Source organism: Curtobacterium sp. VKM Ac-2887 (assembly GCF_015350935.1).
Classification (GTDB): Bacteria; Actinomycetota; Actinomycetes; order Actinomycetales; family Microbacteriaceae; genus Curtobacterium.
This window is the reverse complement of the sequence record NZ_JADKSB010000002.1, coordinates 193,677-208,383: the sequence shown is the minus strand read 5'-3', so window position 1 is coordinate 208,383 and position 14,707 is coordinate 193,677. Positions and strand designations below refer to the sequence as shown.

Sequence of the window (14,707 nt, the reverse complement as noted above, 5' to 3'; positions counted from 1 at the left end):
ATGCCCGAAGCGACCTCCACCGTCACCATCGCCGACCTCGCCACCCCCGCTGACGCCGAGGCGTTCCGTGTCCTCAACGAGGCCTGGATCACGCAGTTCTTCGCGCTCGAGGACGAGGACCGCAAGTTCCTCGGCGACCCCGTCGGTCACGTCGTCGAGCCCGGCGGCGCCGTCTTCGTCGCGCGACTCGACGACCAGGTCATCGGGTGCATCGGCATCGTGCCGACGACCCCGGGGGTGTTCGAACTCGTGAAGATGGCCGTCGCGCCCGGTCACCAGGGGCACGGCACCGGGCGAAAGCTCATCGCCGCTGCCCTCGATCGCGCCCGGGAGCTCGGCGCGCAGCGGATCGACCTCGAGAGCAACGCACAGCTGGCCAGCGCCGTGCACCTGTACGAGGCGTTCGGCTTCCGGCACCTGCGCAACGACGAGCTCGTCCCGAGCCCCTACGTCCGCGCCGACGTGCACATGACGCTCGAGCTGCGCTGACGCGTGAGCGGCACCGACGATGGGCTAGCCCGCTTCGGTACGCTCACGGCATGGCGACGTACGAGGTGCAGGCGGTCCGTGAGCGCGGCGCGTGGCAGGTGTTCATCGACGGCTTCATGGTGACCGAGGTGAACCGCTGGCCAGCCGTCGGCTTCGTCGCCCGCGAGATCCTGGCGATGGACCGCACCGACGACCTGCAGATCCGCGTCGTCGGGCGCAACCAGTACATCGACTGACCCACGCGCTCACGCGACGTGCCAGACCAGCCCCTCCTGCGCACTTGACGGGTACGCCGAGGCGATCCGGAACACGGCCTCGCGCAGCGTCTCCGGTGAGCACGCCAGGTTGAGGCGGACGAACCCGCGCCCCTCGCTCCCGAACCCGAGCCCGGAGTTCAGCGCGACGTAGGCGTTCTCGCGCAGTGGAACGGCCGGGTCGTCGCCGAGCCCGATCCCGCGGAAGTCGAGCCACGCCAGGTACCCGGCGCGCGGCCGCGTGTAGACGACGCCGGGCAGGTGCTCGGCGAGGAGCTTCGCGAGCAGCCGGTCGTTGGCCACGATCCGGGACACCACGTCGTCGAGCCAGGTGGTCCCGACTGTGAACGCGGCGAGGTTCGCGTGCAGCCCGAGGATGCTCGTGCGGCAGGCGACCTCTTCCCACAGGGTGTCGAGGAGTGCGGCGGTGCGGTCGTCACCGGCGACGATGATCGAGCACTTCACGCCCGCGAGGTTCCAGCCCTTGCTCGCCGAGGTCACGCAGACGCTGCGGGCTCCGACGGGCTCGGCGACGGCCGCGAACGGGGTGAACTGCACGCCCGGGTGGGTCAGGGGTGCGTGGATCTCGTCGCTGATGACGAGGACGTCGTACTTCGCCGCGAGTTCGGCGATCGCGAGCAGGTCGGCGCGGTCGTGCACGAGGCCGACGGGGTTGTGCGGGTTGCAGAGCAGGAAGACGCCGACCCCGCTCGCGAACGCCCGCTCGAGTCCCTCGAGGTCGAGTCGGTACTGCCCCCACTGCTCGAGCAGCGGGACCTCTTCCACCTGACATCGGGCCTCGTCGACGAGCTCGAAGAACGGCGGGTACACCGGCGGCGTGATCGCGACGCGACCGCCGTCGGGCAGCGCGAGCCGCAGCGACTCGACGATGCCGACGCTGACGTCGGTGGCCAGGTGGATGCGGGACGGATTGATCTCCCAGCCCCAGCGGTCGAGCGCGAACTGCGCGAACGCGGGCGCGAGTGGCCCGGGTCCGTCGAGGTAGCCGAGGTCGGACTGCGACACGCGCTCGATCAGGGCCTGGCGGATCTCCGGCGCGACGTCGTGGTCCATCTCGGCGACGAACAGCGGCAGCACGTCGGGCGCGTACCGCGTCCACTTGATGCTCGTACGGACCCCGCGGAGCGTGCCGACCGGGTCCTGCTCGTCGCTCGCCATGCGTCCCAGCATGCACCGACCGGGAGGCCCGGCGCGAGCCCGCCTGTCATCCAGCGTCGTCTTCCGCGCACCCTGGGACGCGGGGCGTCGCCCCGCCTACTGTCGGTCCCATGAGCACGAGCACCGCCGACAAGGCCACCACCCTCAAGCAGCTGCACGAAGCCCCGGAGATCCTCCGCGTCGTGAACGTGTGGGACGCGATCACCGCCAAGGTCGTCAGCGACCTGCCCGGCACGAAGGCGATCGCCACCGCCGGGCACTCGATCGCCGCGTCGTACGGGTACGAGGACGGCGGGATGCCCCTCGACCTCGCGCTGTCGGGCGCCGCGATCGTGGCCGCCGCGACCGACCTGCCGGTCACCGCTGACCTCGACGACGGCAACGAGGACCCGGCCGAGACCATCCGCCGCGCGATCGGCTCGGGCATCGTCGGCGCCAACGTCGAGGACCGCCTGCGTCCCTTCGACGAGGCCGTCGCCCGGGTCGCCGCGATCACGGCCGCTGCCCAGGCCGAGGGCGTCGACTTCCAGTTGAACGCCCGCACGGATGCGATCGCCCGCGGCGGCGACCGTCCGATCGACGAGAGCATCGCGGACGCCATCGCACGTGGCAAGGCGTTCCTCGACAACGGCGCCGCGCTCGTCTTCGTGCCCGGCGCGATCCAGCGCGACGTCGTGGAGCAGCTCGTCGCGGGCCTCGGCCGCGGCAAGCTGTCGGTCATCGGCCTGCCGGGAGCCCTGCCCGCCGCCGAGTACGAGGCGCTCGGCGTGGCCCGCATCTCCTACGGTCCGCTCACGCAGCGCGTCGCGCTGCGCGCGCTCCGCGACCTGGCGACCGACCTGTACGCCGACGGCGTCGTGCCGGAGGACACCCCGACCCTGAACTGACGGAGCGGACGGACGGGAGGCCCGGTGTCAGCTGGCACCGGGCCTCCCGTCTGCATGTGGTCGCGATCGCGACCCGCTCAGCTCAGCCGAGCGCCGGGTACAGCGCGGGCGTGGTGCGCGCCTTCGTCTCCTGCTCGAAGGCGTAGCCGAGGCCGATCAGCGTGCTCTCGTCGAACGAGCGGCCGAGGAACTCGAGGTTCACGCCGGCGCCGGTGATCGTGCCGTCGGCCGCGGTCGCCTGCCCCATCGGGACGGTGATCGCCGGCATGCCGGTGTTCGGGCTCAGACGCATGTTCGTCGACTGCGTGCCGTAGGGCGTGCCCGACGGGTAGATGAGCGAGTCGAGGTCCTGGTCGTCGAGCATCTGGGTGACGAGCTGCTTGCCGGTGGCGAGCTGCGTCGTGTGCGACCCCGTCGGCCCGGCCCACGCCTGGTACTGCGCGTCGGTGATCAGGTCGCGGGACTCGTAGGTCGACTTGCGGCTCGGCACGTACTCGCCCGAGGCCAGGATGCCCTGCAGCGACCGGGCGGTCACGTCGGGGTCGAGGTGCTTCGCGACGTACTCGTCCAGGTCGTGCTTGAACTCGTTGGTGCTGCCGCTGCCCTCGGACAGCACCCGGTTGAAGGCCGTCGTCGCGGTGATCGGGACGACGGTCGCCCCAGCGGCCTCGAGCTTCGCGACGGACGCGTCGAACAGTCGCTTGGCCGTGGCGTTCGTGCCGACCATGCTCGTGACGTAGCCGATGCGGGCGCCGTCGAGCGACGACGTGTACGAGGTCGGCACCTTGCCGGACTGCGCGCTCGTGACGGGGTCGGCCGCGTCCACGCCGGTCACGGCGTCGAGCGCGACGGCCGCGTCGGTCACCGAGCGGGCGATGGGCCCGCCGGTGTCCTGCGACAGTGCGAGCGGGATGATGCCGTCGCGGCTGGCCAGGCCGACCGTCGGGCGGATGCCGACGAGCTGGTTGTACGTCGACGGGATGCGGATCGAGCCACCGGTGTCGGTGCCGAACCCGATGCCGGCGAGGTTCGCCGCGATCGCCGCACCGGTCCCACCGCTGGAGCCACCGGCGGTCTGCGCCGTGTTGTACGGGCTGGCGACCAGCAGGGACGAGCCGGCGGGCTGGTTCGACGAGAACTCCGAGACGAAGCCGTAGGCGAACTCGTCGAGGCTGGCCTTGGCGAGGATCACCGCACCGGCACCGCGCAGTCCGGCGACCATCGTGGCGTCGGTGTCGGTCTGGTTGTCGTCCCAGCAGCCGCAGCCGCCCGTGGTCGGCATGTCCTTGGTGTCGTAGTTGTCCTTCACCGCGATCGGCACGCCGAGCAGCATGCTCGTCATGCCGTGCTCGGCACGCTCGGTGTCCGCCGTCTTCGCCGCGGCGAGGGCCTCGGCGTTCGTCGTGACGATCGAGTTGAGCGCGCGGCCGGTCGACGCGGAGTCGACCTTGGTGCGGTCGTACGCGGCGATGCGGTCGAGGTAGTCCTGGGTGATGGCGACCGAGGTGGTGACCCCGGCGTTCATCGCAGCCTGCATGTCGATGGTGGACGCCTCGACGAGCGTGAACGGGCCGTCGTCGTAGATCATCCGCTGGGACAGCGCCGCGAGGTCCGCGGCGGTGATCGTGCCGTCGGCGTCGGTGTCCGCGGCGCTGACCGTCGCCCAGTCACCGCTGGCACTCGTGGCCCCGAGGTGCTCGGTGAGCACCGCGAGGTCGGCCTTCGTGACCTGGTCGTCGCCGGTCAGGTCGAGGTCCGTGTAGTACGGCGCGAGCATCGCGGCGGGGCTGGCGTCCACAGCTGCCGGTGCTGCTGCGGCCGTGATCGCGGGGGTCGCGGCGAGGACGGTGCCGACGAGGGCGATGAGCGAGGCGCCGGCGACGGCCGTGCGCTTCCGGCTGGTGGCGGTCATTCTGCTGCTCCGGTGCGCTCGCGGCGGGCGCGGCGCGCACGCAGGGTGATCAGGGTCCCGCCAGCGGCGAGGAGGGCCAGCGACGCGGCGATCCACGGGGCGACGTCGGCGCCGGTCCAGGCGAGTTCGCCGCCGCTCGGACGGTCACCACCCGCTGCAGCCACGGCGGTGGCGCCGCTGGTCGGGTCGGAGGGGTCGGTCGGGCCGGCGGTGGTCGTCGGGTCGGGGTCGCCCGCGCCGGCGCCCGGGTCGGCCGTGGCGGTGGCGCCCGGGGTGGGCGTGGCCGTCGGGGTGGGCGTCGGGGTGGCCGTCGCCGCTGCAGCGATCGAGATCGAGGTGCTCGCCGGGTCGGTGAGCGTCGTCGAGGTGCCGTCGGAGCCGACGAGCGTGATGCTCGTGACCGCCAGGTCGACGCTGCCCGGTGCGGTCGGCGTCAGGCCGATCGAGGCAGCGAGGTCGCCGTCGAGCGCCGGGGACGTCCCGAGCCGGGTGTGCACGATCGTCAGGGCGTCGCCGTCCTGCTCGACGCTGTCGAAGCCGCCGTCGGGACCGGTGACGCTGTCCTCCACGTACGACACGGAGTCCGCGTCGGCGTCGAGGGTGATCTCGTAGGCGTAGACGTCGGTCGTCGCCGGGATCGTCAGGTCGACGTCGAAGGCGGTGCCGACGGTCGCGGTGGTGGGGGCGTCGATGGTGGCGGTCGTCGCGGTCGGTGCTGCCTGGGCCGGCGAGGCGGTCAGGGCGGCGAGGCCGATCGCCCCGGCGGCGACGAGTGTCGAGGACACGATCGTCGCGCGGGGGCGCAGCCGGAGGCGGTGCTGCATGGGTGCAGGTCCTTCGGGAGGAGGTCGGGTGCTGAGCGGGTACTCAGTGATCCGAAAGCTAACGGTGCGCTGTTTCCGGCTCGGGCCCGGCACGTTTCCGCGCCGTTACGGCTCCGCCGCACCGCTACTGTCGTGCCATGTCGCTCGACGTCGAAGCCCTGCTCACCCCGCCCTCCCCCGTCGCCGCACGGGCGCTGGACGTCGTCCGCACCTGGTCCTCCCCCGCGCTGGTGAACCACTGCCTGCGCTCGTGGGCGTGGGCGGTCCTGCTCGCCCCGACCGTCGACCTCGAGCCCGACCGCGAGCTGCTCTTCGTCGCCACGATGCTGCACGACCTCGGCGTGACACCGTCGTTCGACGCCCACGCCGTGCCGTTCGAAGACGCCGGCGGTGCCGTGGGCTCCGTCTTCGCCCTCGGCGCCGGGTGGGACGCAGCCCGCGCGAGACGCGTCGGCGAGGTCATCGAGCGGCACATGTGGACCTCCATCGACCCCGCGATGGACGTGGAGGGGCACCTGCTCGAGGTCGCCACCTCGCTCGACGTCTCCGGTGCCGGGTTCTCCCGGTGGTCCACCGACGACCTGCACGCCGTCGCCACCGCGCTGCCCCGCCTCGGGTTCTCCGGCTCGTTCGACGAGCTCATCCACGCGCAGGCTTCGCGCAAGCCGGCCTCCGCCGCTGCTCGGCTCGACGGCTCGGGCAACGTGACTGCGGGTGGCTCGCGATGGGACGCGTTCCTGGCCTCCTGAGTCGATCTGCCGGTCCGCTGGACTTCTCGGCATCGGGCCCGTATAGTGTTTCTTTGGTGCACTGCCGCGAACCCATCTGACTCGCGCACACCAACGTCTCGACACCGACTCACCCGAGTCGCATTCCAAGCGAGACCACCGCTCGATCCGAACGGATCAGCAGCACGTTGAAACTCGACGTGCGCGCCCCGCACTCGATGCGTCGCGCCGGACTGAGACGTCCGCCGACACCGAGTCGCCCTGGCGCCGAATGACCAGGAAGTACAGCACCATGACCAGCAACGAACGAATCACCGTGTTCGGGACCGCACTCGCGGCCCCGACGATCACCCCCGACCGCATCGCCGAGTTCCCCGTGCGTGACGACCGCTCGCAGCGCGAGTACCTCGTCCGCATCGCGGCCGACGACCTGCAGACCTTCGTCACCCGCGGCACCCGTCTGGACGCCGTCGGCGAGGCCGGCTGGACCGTCCCGGGCCGCTCCTGGGCCGGCGAGGCCAGCCGCACCCTGCTGCAGGCACAGTCCGTGCAGGCGGGCGAGATGGCCCTCGCGGCCTAGGCTCCACCAGTACGAACGCGAAGCGCCGCCGGGCTCCCCGGCGGCGCTTCGTCGTCCTCGGGGCCGTCCGTGCGACGGTCACGCACCTCGACGGGCCGCAGCCACGACCTGTGACGCCGCCCCGAGTACCCCCGGCACGATCGCAGCGAACGCCCCGACCGTGTGACCGGCCGAGATGAGAATCGCTCCCGCGATGAGCGCTCCGACGGTGAGCACCTGCGCACCGATGACACCCGTCAGGACGGCGACTGCCTCCGCTCTGCTCAGACGCTCGACGGCGTCAGCAGCGACCGCTTCGGAGCGGAGGTGGCAGCCGATCATCCGCTCGGCCGCTCCCGGAACGAGCCGCTCGTACTCGGCCAGGACGCGCGGAGACGCTACCGGTCCACTGAACATCTCCGTTGCCGCGATGTTGAGGACGTTGGCGTCCGCCTCTCCTCGGCTGCCGTTCGCCGTGCCGCTGACGCCCGCTTCTCGTTCAACAGCTCCCGCATCGCCCGCGCTCGGGAGCTGTCCCCTGTGAACCCGACGTACAGGCCGTGCATCACCGCAGTCTTCACCAGAGTCGCCGTCATAGCCCATGCCCTGCCCTTCATCACCGGTTCGTGGTGACCAGGGTCGATCAGCGTTGCCTGCCGTACCAAACATTTTGCATGCACGGCTGCTTCGCGACGTCAGTAATCGCCCTTCACGACGAAGAACGAGCCGCGGATCGTGCCGGCGAGCTTCGACTTCTGCCGCGCGAACTTGAACTTGTCGGCGAGCTCCTCGGGGACCTCCATGCCGTCGGAGAGCTTGAAGCCGACCGCACGCTTGCCGCCGGGTTCGAGCGTGTACAGCACGTTGATCGCCAGACCGGACTCGTAGAACACGTACGTCCAGCGCACGCCCCCGACCAGGGCTTCCGTCGCTTCGAGCGGCGGCGACGCGATGACCAGCCCGCGTTCCTCTTCGAGGACCCGCCGCACGTAGGCGACCAGATCCGGCACATCACCCGCGGCGTGCGTGGTGAACACGTGGTCGTACTTGTTCGCGAAGTACCGCGCCTCGTTGGCCCGGAGCCCGGCGAGTGCGTCGGCGACCGGCGAGGACTCCAGACCCACCGTGGACACGTGCACGAAGTCGACGACGTACGACATGGGGCCTCCTCGGGCGCTCGGACGGTCTGAATCTAGCCCCTCGACTCCCTCCCGGAGGCGCCGCGGTCCCCCTACAGTCGATGATCATGGACGAAGCGATGACGCGAGTCGACCGCGCCGCGGATCTGATCCGTGCTGCGCGCGAGGACATCGGGTTCTCGCAGGCCGACCTCGCCGAAGCGGCGGGAGTTGAGTCCCCGGAGATTTCCGACTACGAGAGCGGACGGAGCCGTCCCCACCCAGAGTCTCTCGATCGCATCCTCACCGCTGCTCGCATCCGACCGAGCATCCCGATCGCGGTCTTCGCGGACACGATCCTCCACGAGGCGGAGCGCTTCCGCCTCGAGAACGTCCGTGTGTTCGGATCGGCTGTTCGCGGTCACGATACCGAGCACAGCGACATCGACCTCTTGGTCAGCCTGACGCCCGCGGCTTCGCTGTTCGACCTCGGCGCATTCGCCCATGTGGTCGAGCGCCTCACCGGGTTCGAGGTCGACGTCCTCACCGATGACATCGAACACGACGAGTACTTCGCGCATGTCCTCACCGAAGCCGTGCCGCTCTGACGACGCGCGCCGTCAGCCGAACTCGCCGACTCAGCTGATCCGCTCGAACACCATGGTGGCTTGGAGCCGGTCTCCGCCGCCGAATCCCGTGCTGCCCGACGAAGCAGTCGTGATCGTGTGGAGGCGGTAGCCAAGCGCCGCCTGCGCGTTGATCGCCTTCTCCAGCTCAGTGAGGTTGCCGGACCCCGTCCCGAAGAACTTCTCCTTCAGCACCACCTGGAGGACCACGTAGCTCATGCCGTTCTGCGCCGGACGAGGCTGTCCGCCCGCCGCGGCTTCCGCTTGGATACGGCCGATCACCCCACCGATACCAGGCGCGTCCGGGGCCTTCGGCTGTACCTGCTCGGTCCACGCCGAACCGTCCCACCACCGCATGGTGCCGGAACCGTCGTCGTACCAACCTGCCTGTGGGTTCGTCATGGGCTCATCCTGGCGCACCCGTGGCAGGGTCAGTTGTTGAAGCGGAACGTCCGGTGACTGTAGAGCTCGTACGGCTTACGCCGCTAGGCCCGAATCTCCGGGCAATTGCACGCAGGCAGTATCGATACACGGGGACCTGCGTTCACCACTGCGACGGACTGACCACGGACTGAACCGGGGTTGACTGTCGCACCTCCGCCAGGTCCGGCCCGCAGCGAGCGGTAGGCAGACGAAGAAGGATCGGCTCGAACAACCCGAGCTGCCGGGTCTGGCACTTGCGCAGCCGAACGCCGCCTTCGGGCGAGAGCCAGTGCCAGTTCGCAGGGCGTTGGGCACCCGCACTTCATCCTCCGGAACAGCGGGTGCCAGGCGACAAAGCGATCAATCATCCGCAGCGCCACCTGCGAGGACAGCGGGTGTCAGACAGAAGCCCGATGGACCATCCGCAATGCCACCCTTGGAACAGCGGGTGCCAGGTGTCAAACAGAACAACGTATGCCAGGCGTCGAGGTACTCGCACCTCCACAATCTCACGCTCGGCAGACAGCGGGTGCGGGCTGGCCGGGCGCGCAGTCACGCACAACTTCCCGCTCGCGTCACAGAAGAAGCCGGCTGCCAGCTGCCAGCCGCCCCACAGGAAGACGACACCGATCCGCATCAGGCATTGCCGCGGGTCTCCCGAGCGTGCTCAAATCGACGCATGGTGAACGACGAGCTGAAGCGCCTCAAGTTCTATGGGGACGGAGACCTGGCCAACTACGCGCAGTTCGATCGCCTCGACGAATGCCTGTCTACCACCGCAAGAACGGAGCCAAAGAATATCGGCGACGCGATCGAGTTGCACATTGTCAGTCGCTACGTGACCTCGGTGATTTTCCCGCCCGACTACTCGCAAAAACAGAAGGACGAGGCCGCGAACGTAGTCATCACGGCAAAGGCAGTATTGGGGAGATATTTTGCCCGTATAGATGACTCTACAGTCGGCTCTATCCTTGATTCCATCCCCTTCGGGTACCAATCCGATCTCTTCGACCTTCTGGCGCGGTACCGGGTGTTCGAGCGCGTTCACGCAGCGTCAATGATCAAGGCACTCACGAGAGCTGGCCTACCACTGGCGGCTATGACGCAAAGCAGGGCGTTGGTCGAGGCTTACGACGAGGACATTCGTAAGCTCCTACTAGAGGAACCGACCGGCGGCGAACTTGTCGTGCAGAAGTTTCTTCTGGCTGACAGGCGTGCGGAAATCTTCCTCCCAAGAAGTCTCCAATCGACCGACATGAATCGACTTCTGCACGCCTACATCGATCATGCTCGAGCCAACCCCAATTACCTTGAACTCATCGCTACGGCAGCTCTAGACGACTCAATCGGACTCGATGCTAAAATAAAACTCAAGGCGCAGAGGCAACACGCGCTTTTCGTCGAAGGGCTTTTTAAGGAGAAGGGCGGCACCGAGACCGGTGCAGGGATTCGAATATCGCGCGAGCAAGTCACTCCGGTCATAACCGAGAGAGACGGCTTCATTCTGAATCTTACCTACAGCGAGTCCTGGTTGAAATCCACGCATGATGATCCGAGCATCCTGAACAACTTCCAGCACCTCTTCAACTTCGCAGACGAGCAAGCACTGCTCAGCTTGCCTTCGTATGAGTCGGAATTGAGCGTCATAGAGCGACTCTTAACTTCCGGGCGTCGATCGTACCGGACGGGAATGGCGTTCGGAGAGAAGAACTCGATCTCACTGCTGCAGGTGCAGTTGTACACGGACTATCTCGCATCGCAAGGCATCAACCTTGAGGAAACGATTGCGTGGTTCTTTCGGGACTACCTTCGCGAGGAGTTCGAAGCGCCCGACTTCGACTTCGAACCCTCTGGGCCGCAATCTTCCTACCTCGAGAAGACGCGGCATCTCTTCGCTGAAATGGAGGGCATCGCTAGTCAGTTTCGAATGTACGTCCTGGAAGGGGCAATCGATCGTGACCTTCTCGCCCTCACATCCGGACCTCCAGCTTATGAATCTCTGCCAAGCCTCTCGAAGACTAAGTATCTAGTCGCAAGCCCAGCCGATGACATCAACTTCGTCATCCAAGCGCTTTTCTCGGACCAGTCACGCCTGACCTACATAAATGAGACCCTCAACGGGCGGAGTGCGGCGCAGCTACTGCTAGGACACCGGGTGTCCTATTCCGACTTTCATCATTATCAGATTCCCGCGATTGATCGCTTGATCCATCTGCGCATATTGGAGAATGCAGAAGGACACATTCGCCTCAGAAGCCTCGCTCAATTGGGGCTAGTTCATTCTCTATTCACAAAGGAAAACATTGTGCCCGCGCACGTTTCGCTAGCCGAAATGGAAGAGCTTCGGGTCATGATGGATGCCGGATGGCTGACAAACCACTCGACCCTTCTAACCGCGGCCGAATCAAGCTACTTCAATTTCTACCTGAACAAGACTCAGTACAGCAACGGCCCGGAGCTGAGAAACAAGTACGCCCACGGAACGCAAATGGCGCCTCGAGGAATAGACGATCATTACGCCGCGTACACCAGCGGACTCCGCTTGATGATGTGCCTCGTCATCAAAATCAACGATGACTTCGTTTCGATGGATAATCCCGGTTAGTTGAGAGGGGAGGGGTGCTTGACAAGTCATCGGTGATCTGACTCCCCCTGAAGAAACTCCAGACCCGCGCGCACTGCGCCGCGCAGCACGGGTACCGATCGAAGGCGAGGGCCGGGGGCGGGTGGCCCCGGGTCACGCTTCCGCGGGCTCGGAAGGCTGAGCACGTCATGCGCATCCCGGCGCCCGAGACAGTTGGGGCGATACTCAGTGCAGCTGACGGCTGGTTCCGGCCTTTTGTCGCCATGTGCGCCTTTGCCGGGCTTCGCGTCGGTGAGGCCGCGGCGGTGCAGTCTTCGGATATCGACTTTCTGCGGCGACAGCTGCACGTTCAGCGCCAGGTCCAACGCGCTGTCGGCGGCGAAGTACGGATCACCCCTCCGAAGTACGGGTCGGAACGCATCGTGCATCTCGCCGACCAGCTGACGACGATGCTGGCTCAGCACGCGTCCCTCGTCGGCACACACGGGGACGAAGAGTGGATGTTCCTCGGAGACAACGGCAACCCGCCTCATCAGAACACGATCCACTACTGGTGGACCAAGACCTTGCGTGCAGCGCAGGCCGAGCCGACTCGTGTGCACGACCTGAGGCACTTCTACGCGTCCGGACTCATCGTGGCGGGCTGTGACGTGGCAACCGTTCAGCGAGCGCTCGGGCATGCGAAGGCGACCACAACGTTGCAGACGTACACCCACCTTTGGCCGGCTGCTTAAGACCGCACCCGAGCGGCCGCAGCAGGCATCATGAGCGCCGTTTCTGCGGTTCCCGCGGACTCAGCGCGGACTGGGACCGCTCAGACCGCCTAGATACCGGTGTCTATGCGGGGTGTCAGTTGTTGAAGCGGAACTCCACCACGTCGCCGTCCTGCATGACGTAGTCCTTGCCCTCGATCCGGGCCTTGCCGGCAGCGCGGGCCTCGGCGATGGAGCCGGTCTCGACCAGGTCACCGAACGAGATGACCTCGGCCTTGATGAAGCCCTTCTCGAAGTCGGTGTGGATGACGCCGGCAGCCTGGGGTGCCTTCCACCCCTTGCCGATCGTCCACGCGCGGGCTTCCTTCGGACCGGCCGTCAGGTAGGTCTGCAGCCCGAGGGTGTCGAAGCCGATCCGTGCGAGCTGGTCGAGTCCGGATTCGGTCTGGCCGGTCGACTCGAGCAGTTCGGCGGCGTCGGCCGGGTCGAGGTCGATGAGCTCTGACTCGACCTGGGCGTCGAGGAACACGGCCTGGGCCGGGGCGACGAGCGCGGCCAGCTCGGCCTTGCGAGCGTCGTCGGTCAGGATCGCCTCGTCGACGTTGAACACGAAGATGAAGGGCTTGGCCGACAGCAGTCCGAGCTCGGCGATCGGCGCGAGGTCGATCTTGGTGGCCGAAAGCAGGGTGCCCTGCTCGAGCGCGGCACGGGCCTCGCGAGCGGTCTCGAGCACGATCGGTTCGGCCTGCTTGAGCTTCACGGTCTTCTCGTACCGCGGGAGCGCCCTGTCGATCGTCTCCATGTCGGCGAGGATCAGCTCGGTGTTGATGACCTCGAGGTCGTCCTTCGGGGAGACCTTGTTGGCGACGTGCACGACGTCGTCGTCGGTGAAGCCGCGGACGACCTGCGCGATGGCGTCGGCCTCGCGGATGTTGGCGAGGAACTTGTTGCCGAGCCCTTCACCCTCGCTTGCACCCTTGACGATGCCGGCGATGTCGACGAAGGACACCGGCGCGGGCACGGTCTTCTCCGAGTGGAAGAGTTCGGCGAGCTGGTCGAGCCGCGAGTCGGGCAGGTTCACCACCCCGACGTTCGGCTCGATCGTCGCGAACGGGTAGTTCGCGGCGAGGACCTGGTTCTTGGTCAGGGCGTTGAACAGGGTCGACTTGCCGACGTTCGGGAGACCGACGATTCCGATGGTGAGAGCCACGGAAGAAGAGCCTACCGGCGGCGGCCCGCCGGAGCCGACCCGGGCCTCCAGTCCGTCCTTGAGAACGGCGGAGGCTATCCGCCCGTCTGGTGTGCGGCCAGGGCCGCGACGCGGCGCTCGACGACGTCGAAGACGTCGGCCTGGAGCCGCTGCGAGCGCCGCCAGTCGCCGGCGACCTGCAGCGAGTGGTCGGCACGGTCGACGGTCTGGAGGCGCGCAGTAGTCCCCGAGACCCGCTCGGGCCGCCACATGGTGTCGTCTCCACCCCCGATCGCGTCGTGCGCGTCGGTGGCGGCGGCGAGCGCCGTGGCCACGTCGTCGTGTGTGAGGACCGGCGTGAGCCAGACCCCGGGCACGTCGTTCCGGATCGCCCACGGCAGGGCGAAGCACCCGAACGACTTCGCGATGACCAGGTCGGGTAGGCGATCGCCCAGCGCAGCCCCGATCGCGGCCTCGACGAACGCCACCGGGTCGGCTCCGGCGTCGTCGTCGATGGTCCAGGCTGGAGCCACGACCTCGCACCCGGCCGCCGACGCGATGGCCTGTGACCACCACAGCAGCGGCGCCTGTTGTCCGTAGCCCGCCCCGGCGAGCACCAGCACGAGCGGCCGACCGTCTCCGTCGTTCCCCATCCGGGCACGCTACCGCCCGGAACGCGCCGCGACGGCTTCTGGCAGCGTGGTTCCCGTCGTCCGGACCGGGCGACGGAACAGGAGGACGTCGATGTGGTTCGAACGCGACGAGCGCGGTGTGCACTCGGTGGGCATGGGAGCGCCGGGGCTCCGGCAGCGCTTCGCACCGGAGACCCTCGCCGCACTCAAGCAGGCCTCCCGCGCTGAGCTCGAGCAGCTGCACGACGCGATGGCCGAGCTCGAGGCGGACGTCCTGGTCGTCTACGACCCCGAGGACGACACGATCGACTACGCCGAGGAGGACCGCTTCCGCGGGATCCCCCTCCCCCGGGACTCCGGCTTCCCGGTCATCACCGGCGACCTGACCGCCGGACTCACCGAACACGTCGAGAGCCTGCCGCTGCGCTGGCGACTGGACGGCGTCGCGGTGGCGTTCGAGATGGTGGGGACCCTGCTCGCGCCGTACTGGAAGCGCGAACGAGCCCGTCGGACGGCGACCTGGCGCGCAACGGCGCGACGTCGGCGCAGCGGTTCCCGCTCGGCACGTCGCCGCTGAGCGTCCGGCCGCA

The 14,707-nt window shown here is 67.9% G+C and carries 17 protein-coding genes; 9 read left to right on the top strand and 8 right to left on the bottom strand.

The features are described from left to right. Positions 1–489 carry a GNAT family N-acetyltransferase gene (locus tag ITJ69_RS03785; RefSeq protein ID WP_159571621.1) on the top strand — a complete coding sequence of 163 codons (489 nt, stop codon included), beginning with the start codon at positions 1–3 and terminating at the stop codon, positions 487–489. Between the two features lie 50 nt (positions 490–539). Continuing rightward, positions 540–725: a hypothetical protein gene (locus tag ITJ69_RS03780; RefSeq protein WP_159571624.1), complete on the top strand. Its 186-nt coding sequence runs from the start codon at positions 540–542 to the stop codon at positions 723–725. Positions 726–734: 9 nt separating this feature from the next. On the opposite strand, the gene ITJ69_RS03775 is transcribed toward ITJ69_RS03780, so the two are convergent. Next, complete coding sequence (locus ITJ69_RS03775; protein WP_228504723.1) at positions 735–1,922, bottom strand: MalY/PatB family protein; 1,188 nt, start codon at positions 1,920–1,922, stop codon at positions 735–737. Positions 1,923–2,032: 110 nt separating this feature from the next. Here ITJ69_RS03775 and ITJ69_RS03770 point away from each other — a divergent pair, with 110 nt between their 5' ends. Beyond that, positions 2,033–2,809, top strand: coding sequence for an isocitrate lyase/PEP mutase family protein (locus ITJ69_RS03770; protein WP_194672042.1), 777 nt, complete (start codon positions 2,033–2,035; stop codon positions 2,807–2,809). Positions 2,810–2,891: 82 nt separating this feature from the next. Here the strand turns inward: ITJ69_RS03770 and ITJ69_RS03765 are convergent, their stop codons facing one another. After that, positions 2,892–4,721 (bottom strand): amidase family protein, encoded by a 1,830-nt coding sequence (locus ITJ69_RS03765; protein WP_194672041.1) that lies wholly within the window; start codon positions 4,719–4,721, stop codon positions 2,892–2,894. Next, on the bottom strand, positions 4,718–5,545 hold the full coding sequence (locus tag ITJ69_RS03760) for a hypothetical protein (RefSeq protein ID WP_194672040.1): 828 nt from the start codon (positions 5,543–5,545) through the stop codon (positions 4,718–4,720). The genes ITJ69_RS03765 and ITJ69_RS03760 overlap by 4 nt, the downstream gene beginning before the upstream one ends. Before the next feature lie 137 nt (positions 5,546–5,682). On the opposite strand from ITJ69_RS03760, the gene ITJ69_RS03755 reads away from it, so the two are divergent. After that, on the top strand, positions 5,683–6,294 hold the full coding sequence (locus tag ITJ69_RS03755; RefSeq protein WP_194672039.1) for an HD domain-containing protein: 612 nt from the start codon (positions 5,683–5,685) through the stop codon (positions 6,292–6,294). A 271-nt stretch (positions 6,295–6,565) separates the two neighbouring features. Continuing rightward, positions 6,566–6,853: a hypothetical protein gene (locus ITJ69_RS03750; protein WP_131845315.1), complete on the top strand. Its 288-nt coding sequence runs from the start codon at positions 6,566–6,568 to the stop codon at positions 6,851–6,853. A gap of 78 nt (positions 6,854–6,931) precedes the next feature. Here the strand turns inward: ITJ69_RS03750 and ITJ69_RS03745 are convergent, their stop codons facing one another. Both ITJ69_RS03745 and ITJ69_RS03740 read right to left on the bottom strand, forming a co-directional pair. Beyond that, positions 6,932–7,435 carry a hypothetical protein gene (locus tag ITJ69_RS03745; RefSeq protein ID WP_194672038.1) on the bottom strand — a complete coding sequence of 168 codons (504 nt, stop codon included), beginning with the start codon at positions 7,433–7,435 and terminating at the stop codon, positions 6,932–6,934. Between the two features lie 92 nt (positions 7,436–7,527). Then, positions 7,528–7,992, bottom strand: coding sequence for a phage tail protein (locus tag ITJ69_RS03740; RefSeq protein ID WP_194672037.1), 465 nt, complete (start codon positions 7,990–7,992; stop codon positions 7,528–7,530). Positions 7,993–8,078: 86 nt separating this feature from the next. On the opposite strand from ITJ69_RS03740, the gene ITJ69_RS03735 reads away from it, so the two are divergent. Next, entirely contained in the window at positions 8,079–8,558 is a 480-nt protein-coding gene (locus tag ITJ69_RS03735; RefSeq protein WP_228504721.1) for an XRE family transcriptional regulator, read from the top strand. A gap of 30 nt (positions 8,559–8,588) precedes the next feature. Here the strand turns inward: ITJ69_RS03735 and ITJ69_RS03730 are convergent, their stop codons facing one another. Then, positions 8,589–8,996 carry a DUF2510 domain-containing protein gene (locus ITJ69_RS03730; RefSeq protein ID WP_323742950.1) on the bottom strand — a complete coding sequence of 136 codons (408 nt, stop codon included), beginning with the start codon at positions 8,994–8,996 and terminating at the stop codon, positions 8,589–8,591. A 682-nt stretch (positions 8,997–9,678) separates the two neighbouring features. Between ITJ69_RS03730 and ITJ69_RS03725 the strand changes: the two genes are divergently transcribed. Then, positions 9,679–11,604 (top strand): hypothetical protein, encoded by a 1,926-nt coding sequence (locus ITJ69_RS03725; protein ID WP_194672036.1) that lies wholly within the window; start codon positions 9,679–9,681, stop codon positions 11,602–11,604. Positions 11,605–11,771: 167 nt separating this feature from the next. Beyond that, complete coding sequence (locus ITJ69_RS03720) at positions 11,772–12,317, top strand: site-specific integrase (RefSeq protein ID WP_228504719.1); 546 nt, start codon at positions 11,772–11,774, stop codon at positions 12,315–12,317. A gap of 115 nt (positions 12,318–12,432) precedes the next feature. On the opposite strand, the gene ychF is transcribed toward ITJ69_RS03720, so the two are convergent. Next, complete coding sequence (gene ychF / locus ITJ69_RS03715) at positions 12,433–13,506, bottom strand: redox-regulated ATPase YchF (RefSeq protein WP_132099573.1); 1,074 nt, start codon at positions 13,504–13,506, stop codon at positions 12,433–12,435. Between the two features lie 74 nt (positions 13,507–13,580). After that, on the bottom strand, positions 13,581–14,138 hold the full coding sequence (locus tag ITJ69_RS03710; protein ID WP_132099572.1) for a hypothetical protein: 558 nt from the start codon (positions 14,136–14,138) through the stop codon (positions 13,581–13,583). A gap of 91 nt (positions 14,139–14,229) precedes the next feature. Between ITJ69_RS03710 and ITJ69_RS03705 the strand changes: the two genes are divergently transcribed. Then, positions 14,230–14,694: a hypothetical protein gene (locus tag ITJ69_RS03705; protein WP_194672035.1), complete on the top strand. Its 465-nt coding sequence runs from the start codon at positions 14,230–14,232 to the stop codon at positions 14,692–14,694. Positions 14,695–14,707: the final 13 nt, after the last annotated feature.

What these genes read in the sequence shown, in the direction of transcription:
- ITJ69_RS03705 (WP_194672035.1), top strand. Translation starts at nt 14,230, where the DNA reads ATGTGGTTCGAACGCGACGAGCGCGGTGTGCACTCGGTGGGCATGGGA.
- ITJ69_RS03745 (WP_194672038.1), bottom strand. Translation starts at nt 7,435, where the DNA reads ATGGGCTATGACGGCGACTCTGGTGAAGACTGCGGTGATGCACGGCCT.
- ITJ69_RS03765 (WP_194672041.1), bottom strand. Translation starts at nt 4,721, where the DNA reads ATGACCGCCACCAGCCGGAAGCGCACGGCCGTCGCCGGCGCCTCGCTC.
- ITJ69_RS03720 (WP_228504719.1), top strand. Translation starts at nt 11,772, where the DNA reads ATGCGCATCCCGGCGCCCGAGACAGTTGGGGCGATACTCAGTGCAGCT.
- ITJ69_RS03775 (WP_228504723.1), bottom strand. Translation starts at nt 1,922, where the DNA reads ATGGCGAGCGACGAGCAGGACCCGGTCGGCACGCTCCGCGGGGTCCGT.
- ITJ69_RS03725 (WP_194672036.1), top strand. Translation starts at nt 9,679, where the DNA reads ATGGTGAACGACGAGCTGAAGCGCCTCAAGTTCTATGGGGACGGAGAC.
- ITJ69_RS03710 (WP_132099572.1), bottom strand. Translation starts at nt 14,138, where the DNA reads ATGGGGAACGACGGAGACGGTCGGCCGCTCGTGCTGGTGCTCGCCGGG.
- ITJ69_RS03755 (WP_194672039.1), top strand. Translation starts at nt 5,683, where the DNA reads ATGTCGCTCGACGTCGAAGCCCTGCTCACCCCGCCCTCCCCCGTCGCC.
- ITJ69_RS03740 (WP_194672037.1), bottom strand. Translation starts at nt 7,992, where the DNA reads ATGTCGTACGTCGTCGACTTCGTGCACGTGTCCACGGTGGGTCTGGAG.
- ITJ69_RS03785 (WP_159571621.1), top strand. Translation starts at nt 1, where the DNA reads ATGCCCGAAGCGACCTCCACCGTCACCATCGCCGACCTCGCCACCCCC.
- ITJ69_RS03735 (WP_228504721.1), top strand. Translation starts at nt 8,079, where the DNA reads ATGGACGAAGCGATGACGCGAGTCGACCGCGCCGCGGATCTGATCCGT.
- ITJ69_RS03780 (WP_159571624.1), top strand. Translation starts at nt 540, where the DNA reads ATGGCGACGTACGAGGTGCAGGCGGTCCGTGAGCGCGGCGCGTGGCAG.
- ITJ69_RS03750 (WP_131845315.1), top strand. Translation starts at nt 6,566, where the DNA reads ATGACCAGCAACGAACGAATCACCGTGTTCGGGACCGCACTCGCGGCC.
- ITJ69_RS03760 (WP_194672040.1), bottom strand. Translation starts at nt 5,545, where the DNA reads ATGCAGCACCGCCTCCGGCTGCGCCCCCGCGCGACGATCGTGTCCTCG.
- ITJ69_RS03770 (WP_194672042.1), top strand. Translation starts at nt 2,033, where the DNA reads ATGAGCACGAGCACCGCCGACAAGGCCACCACCCTCAAGCAGCTGCAC.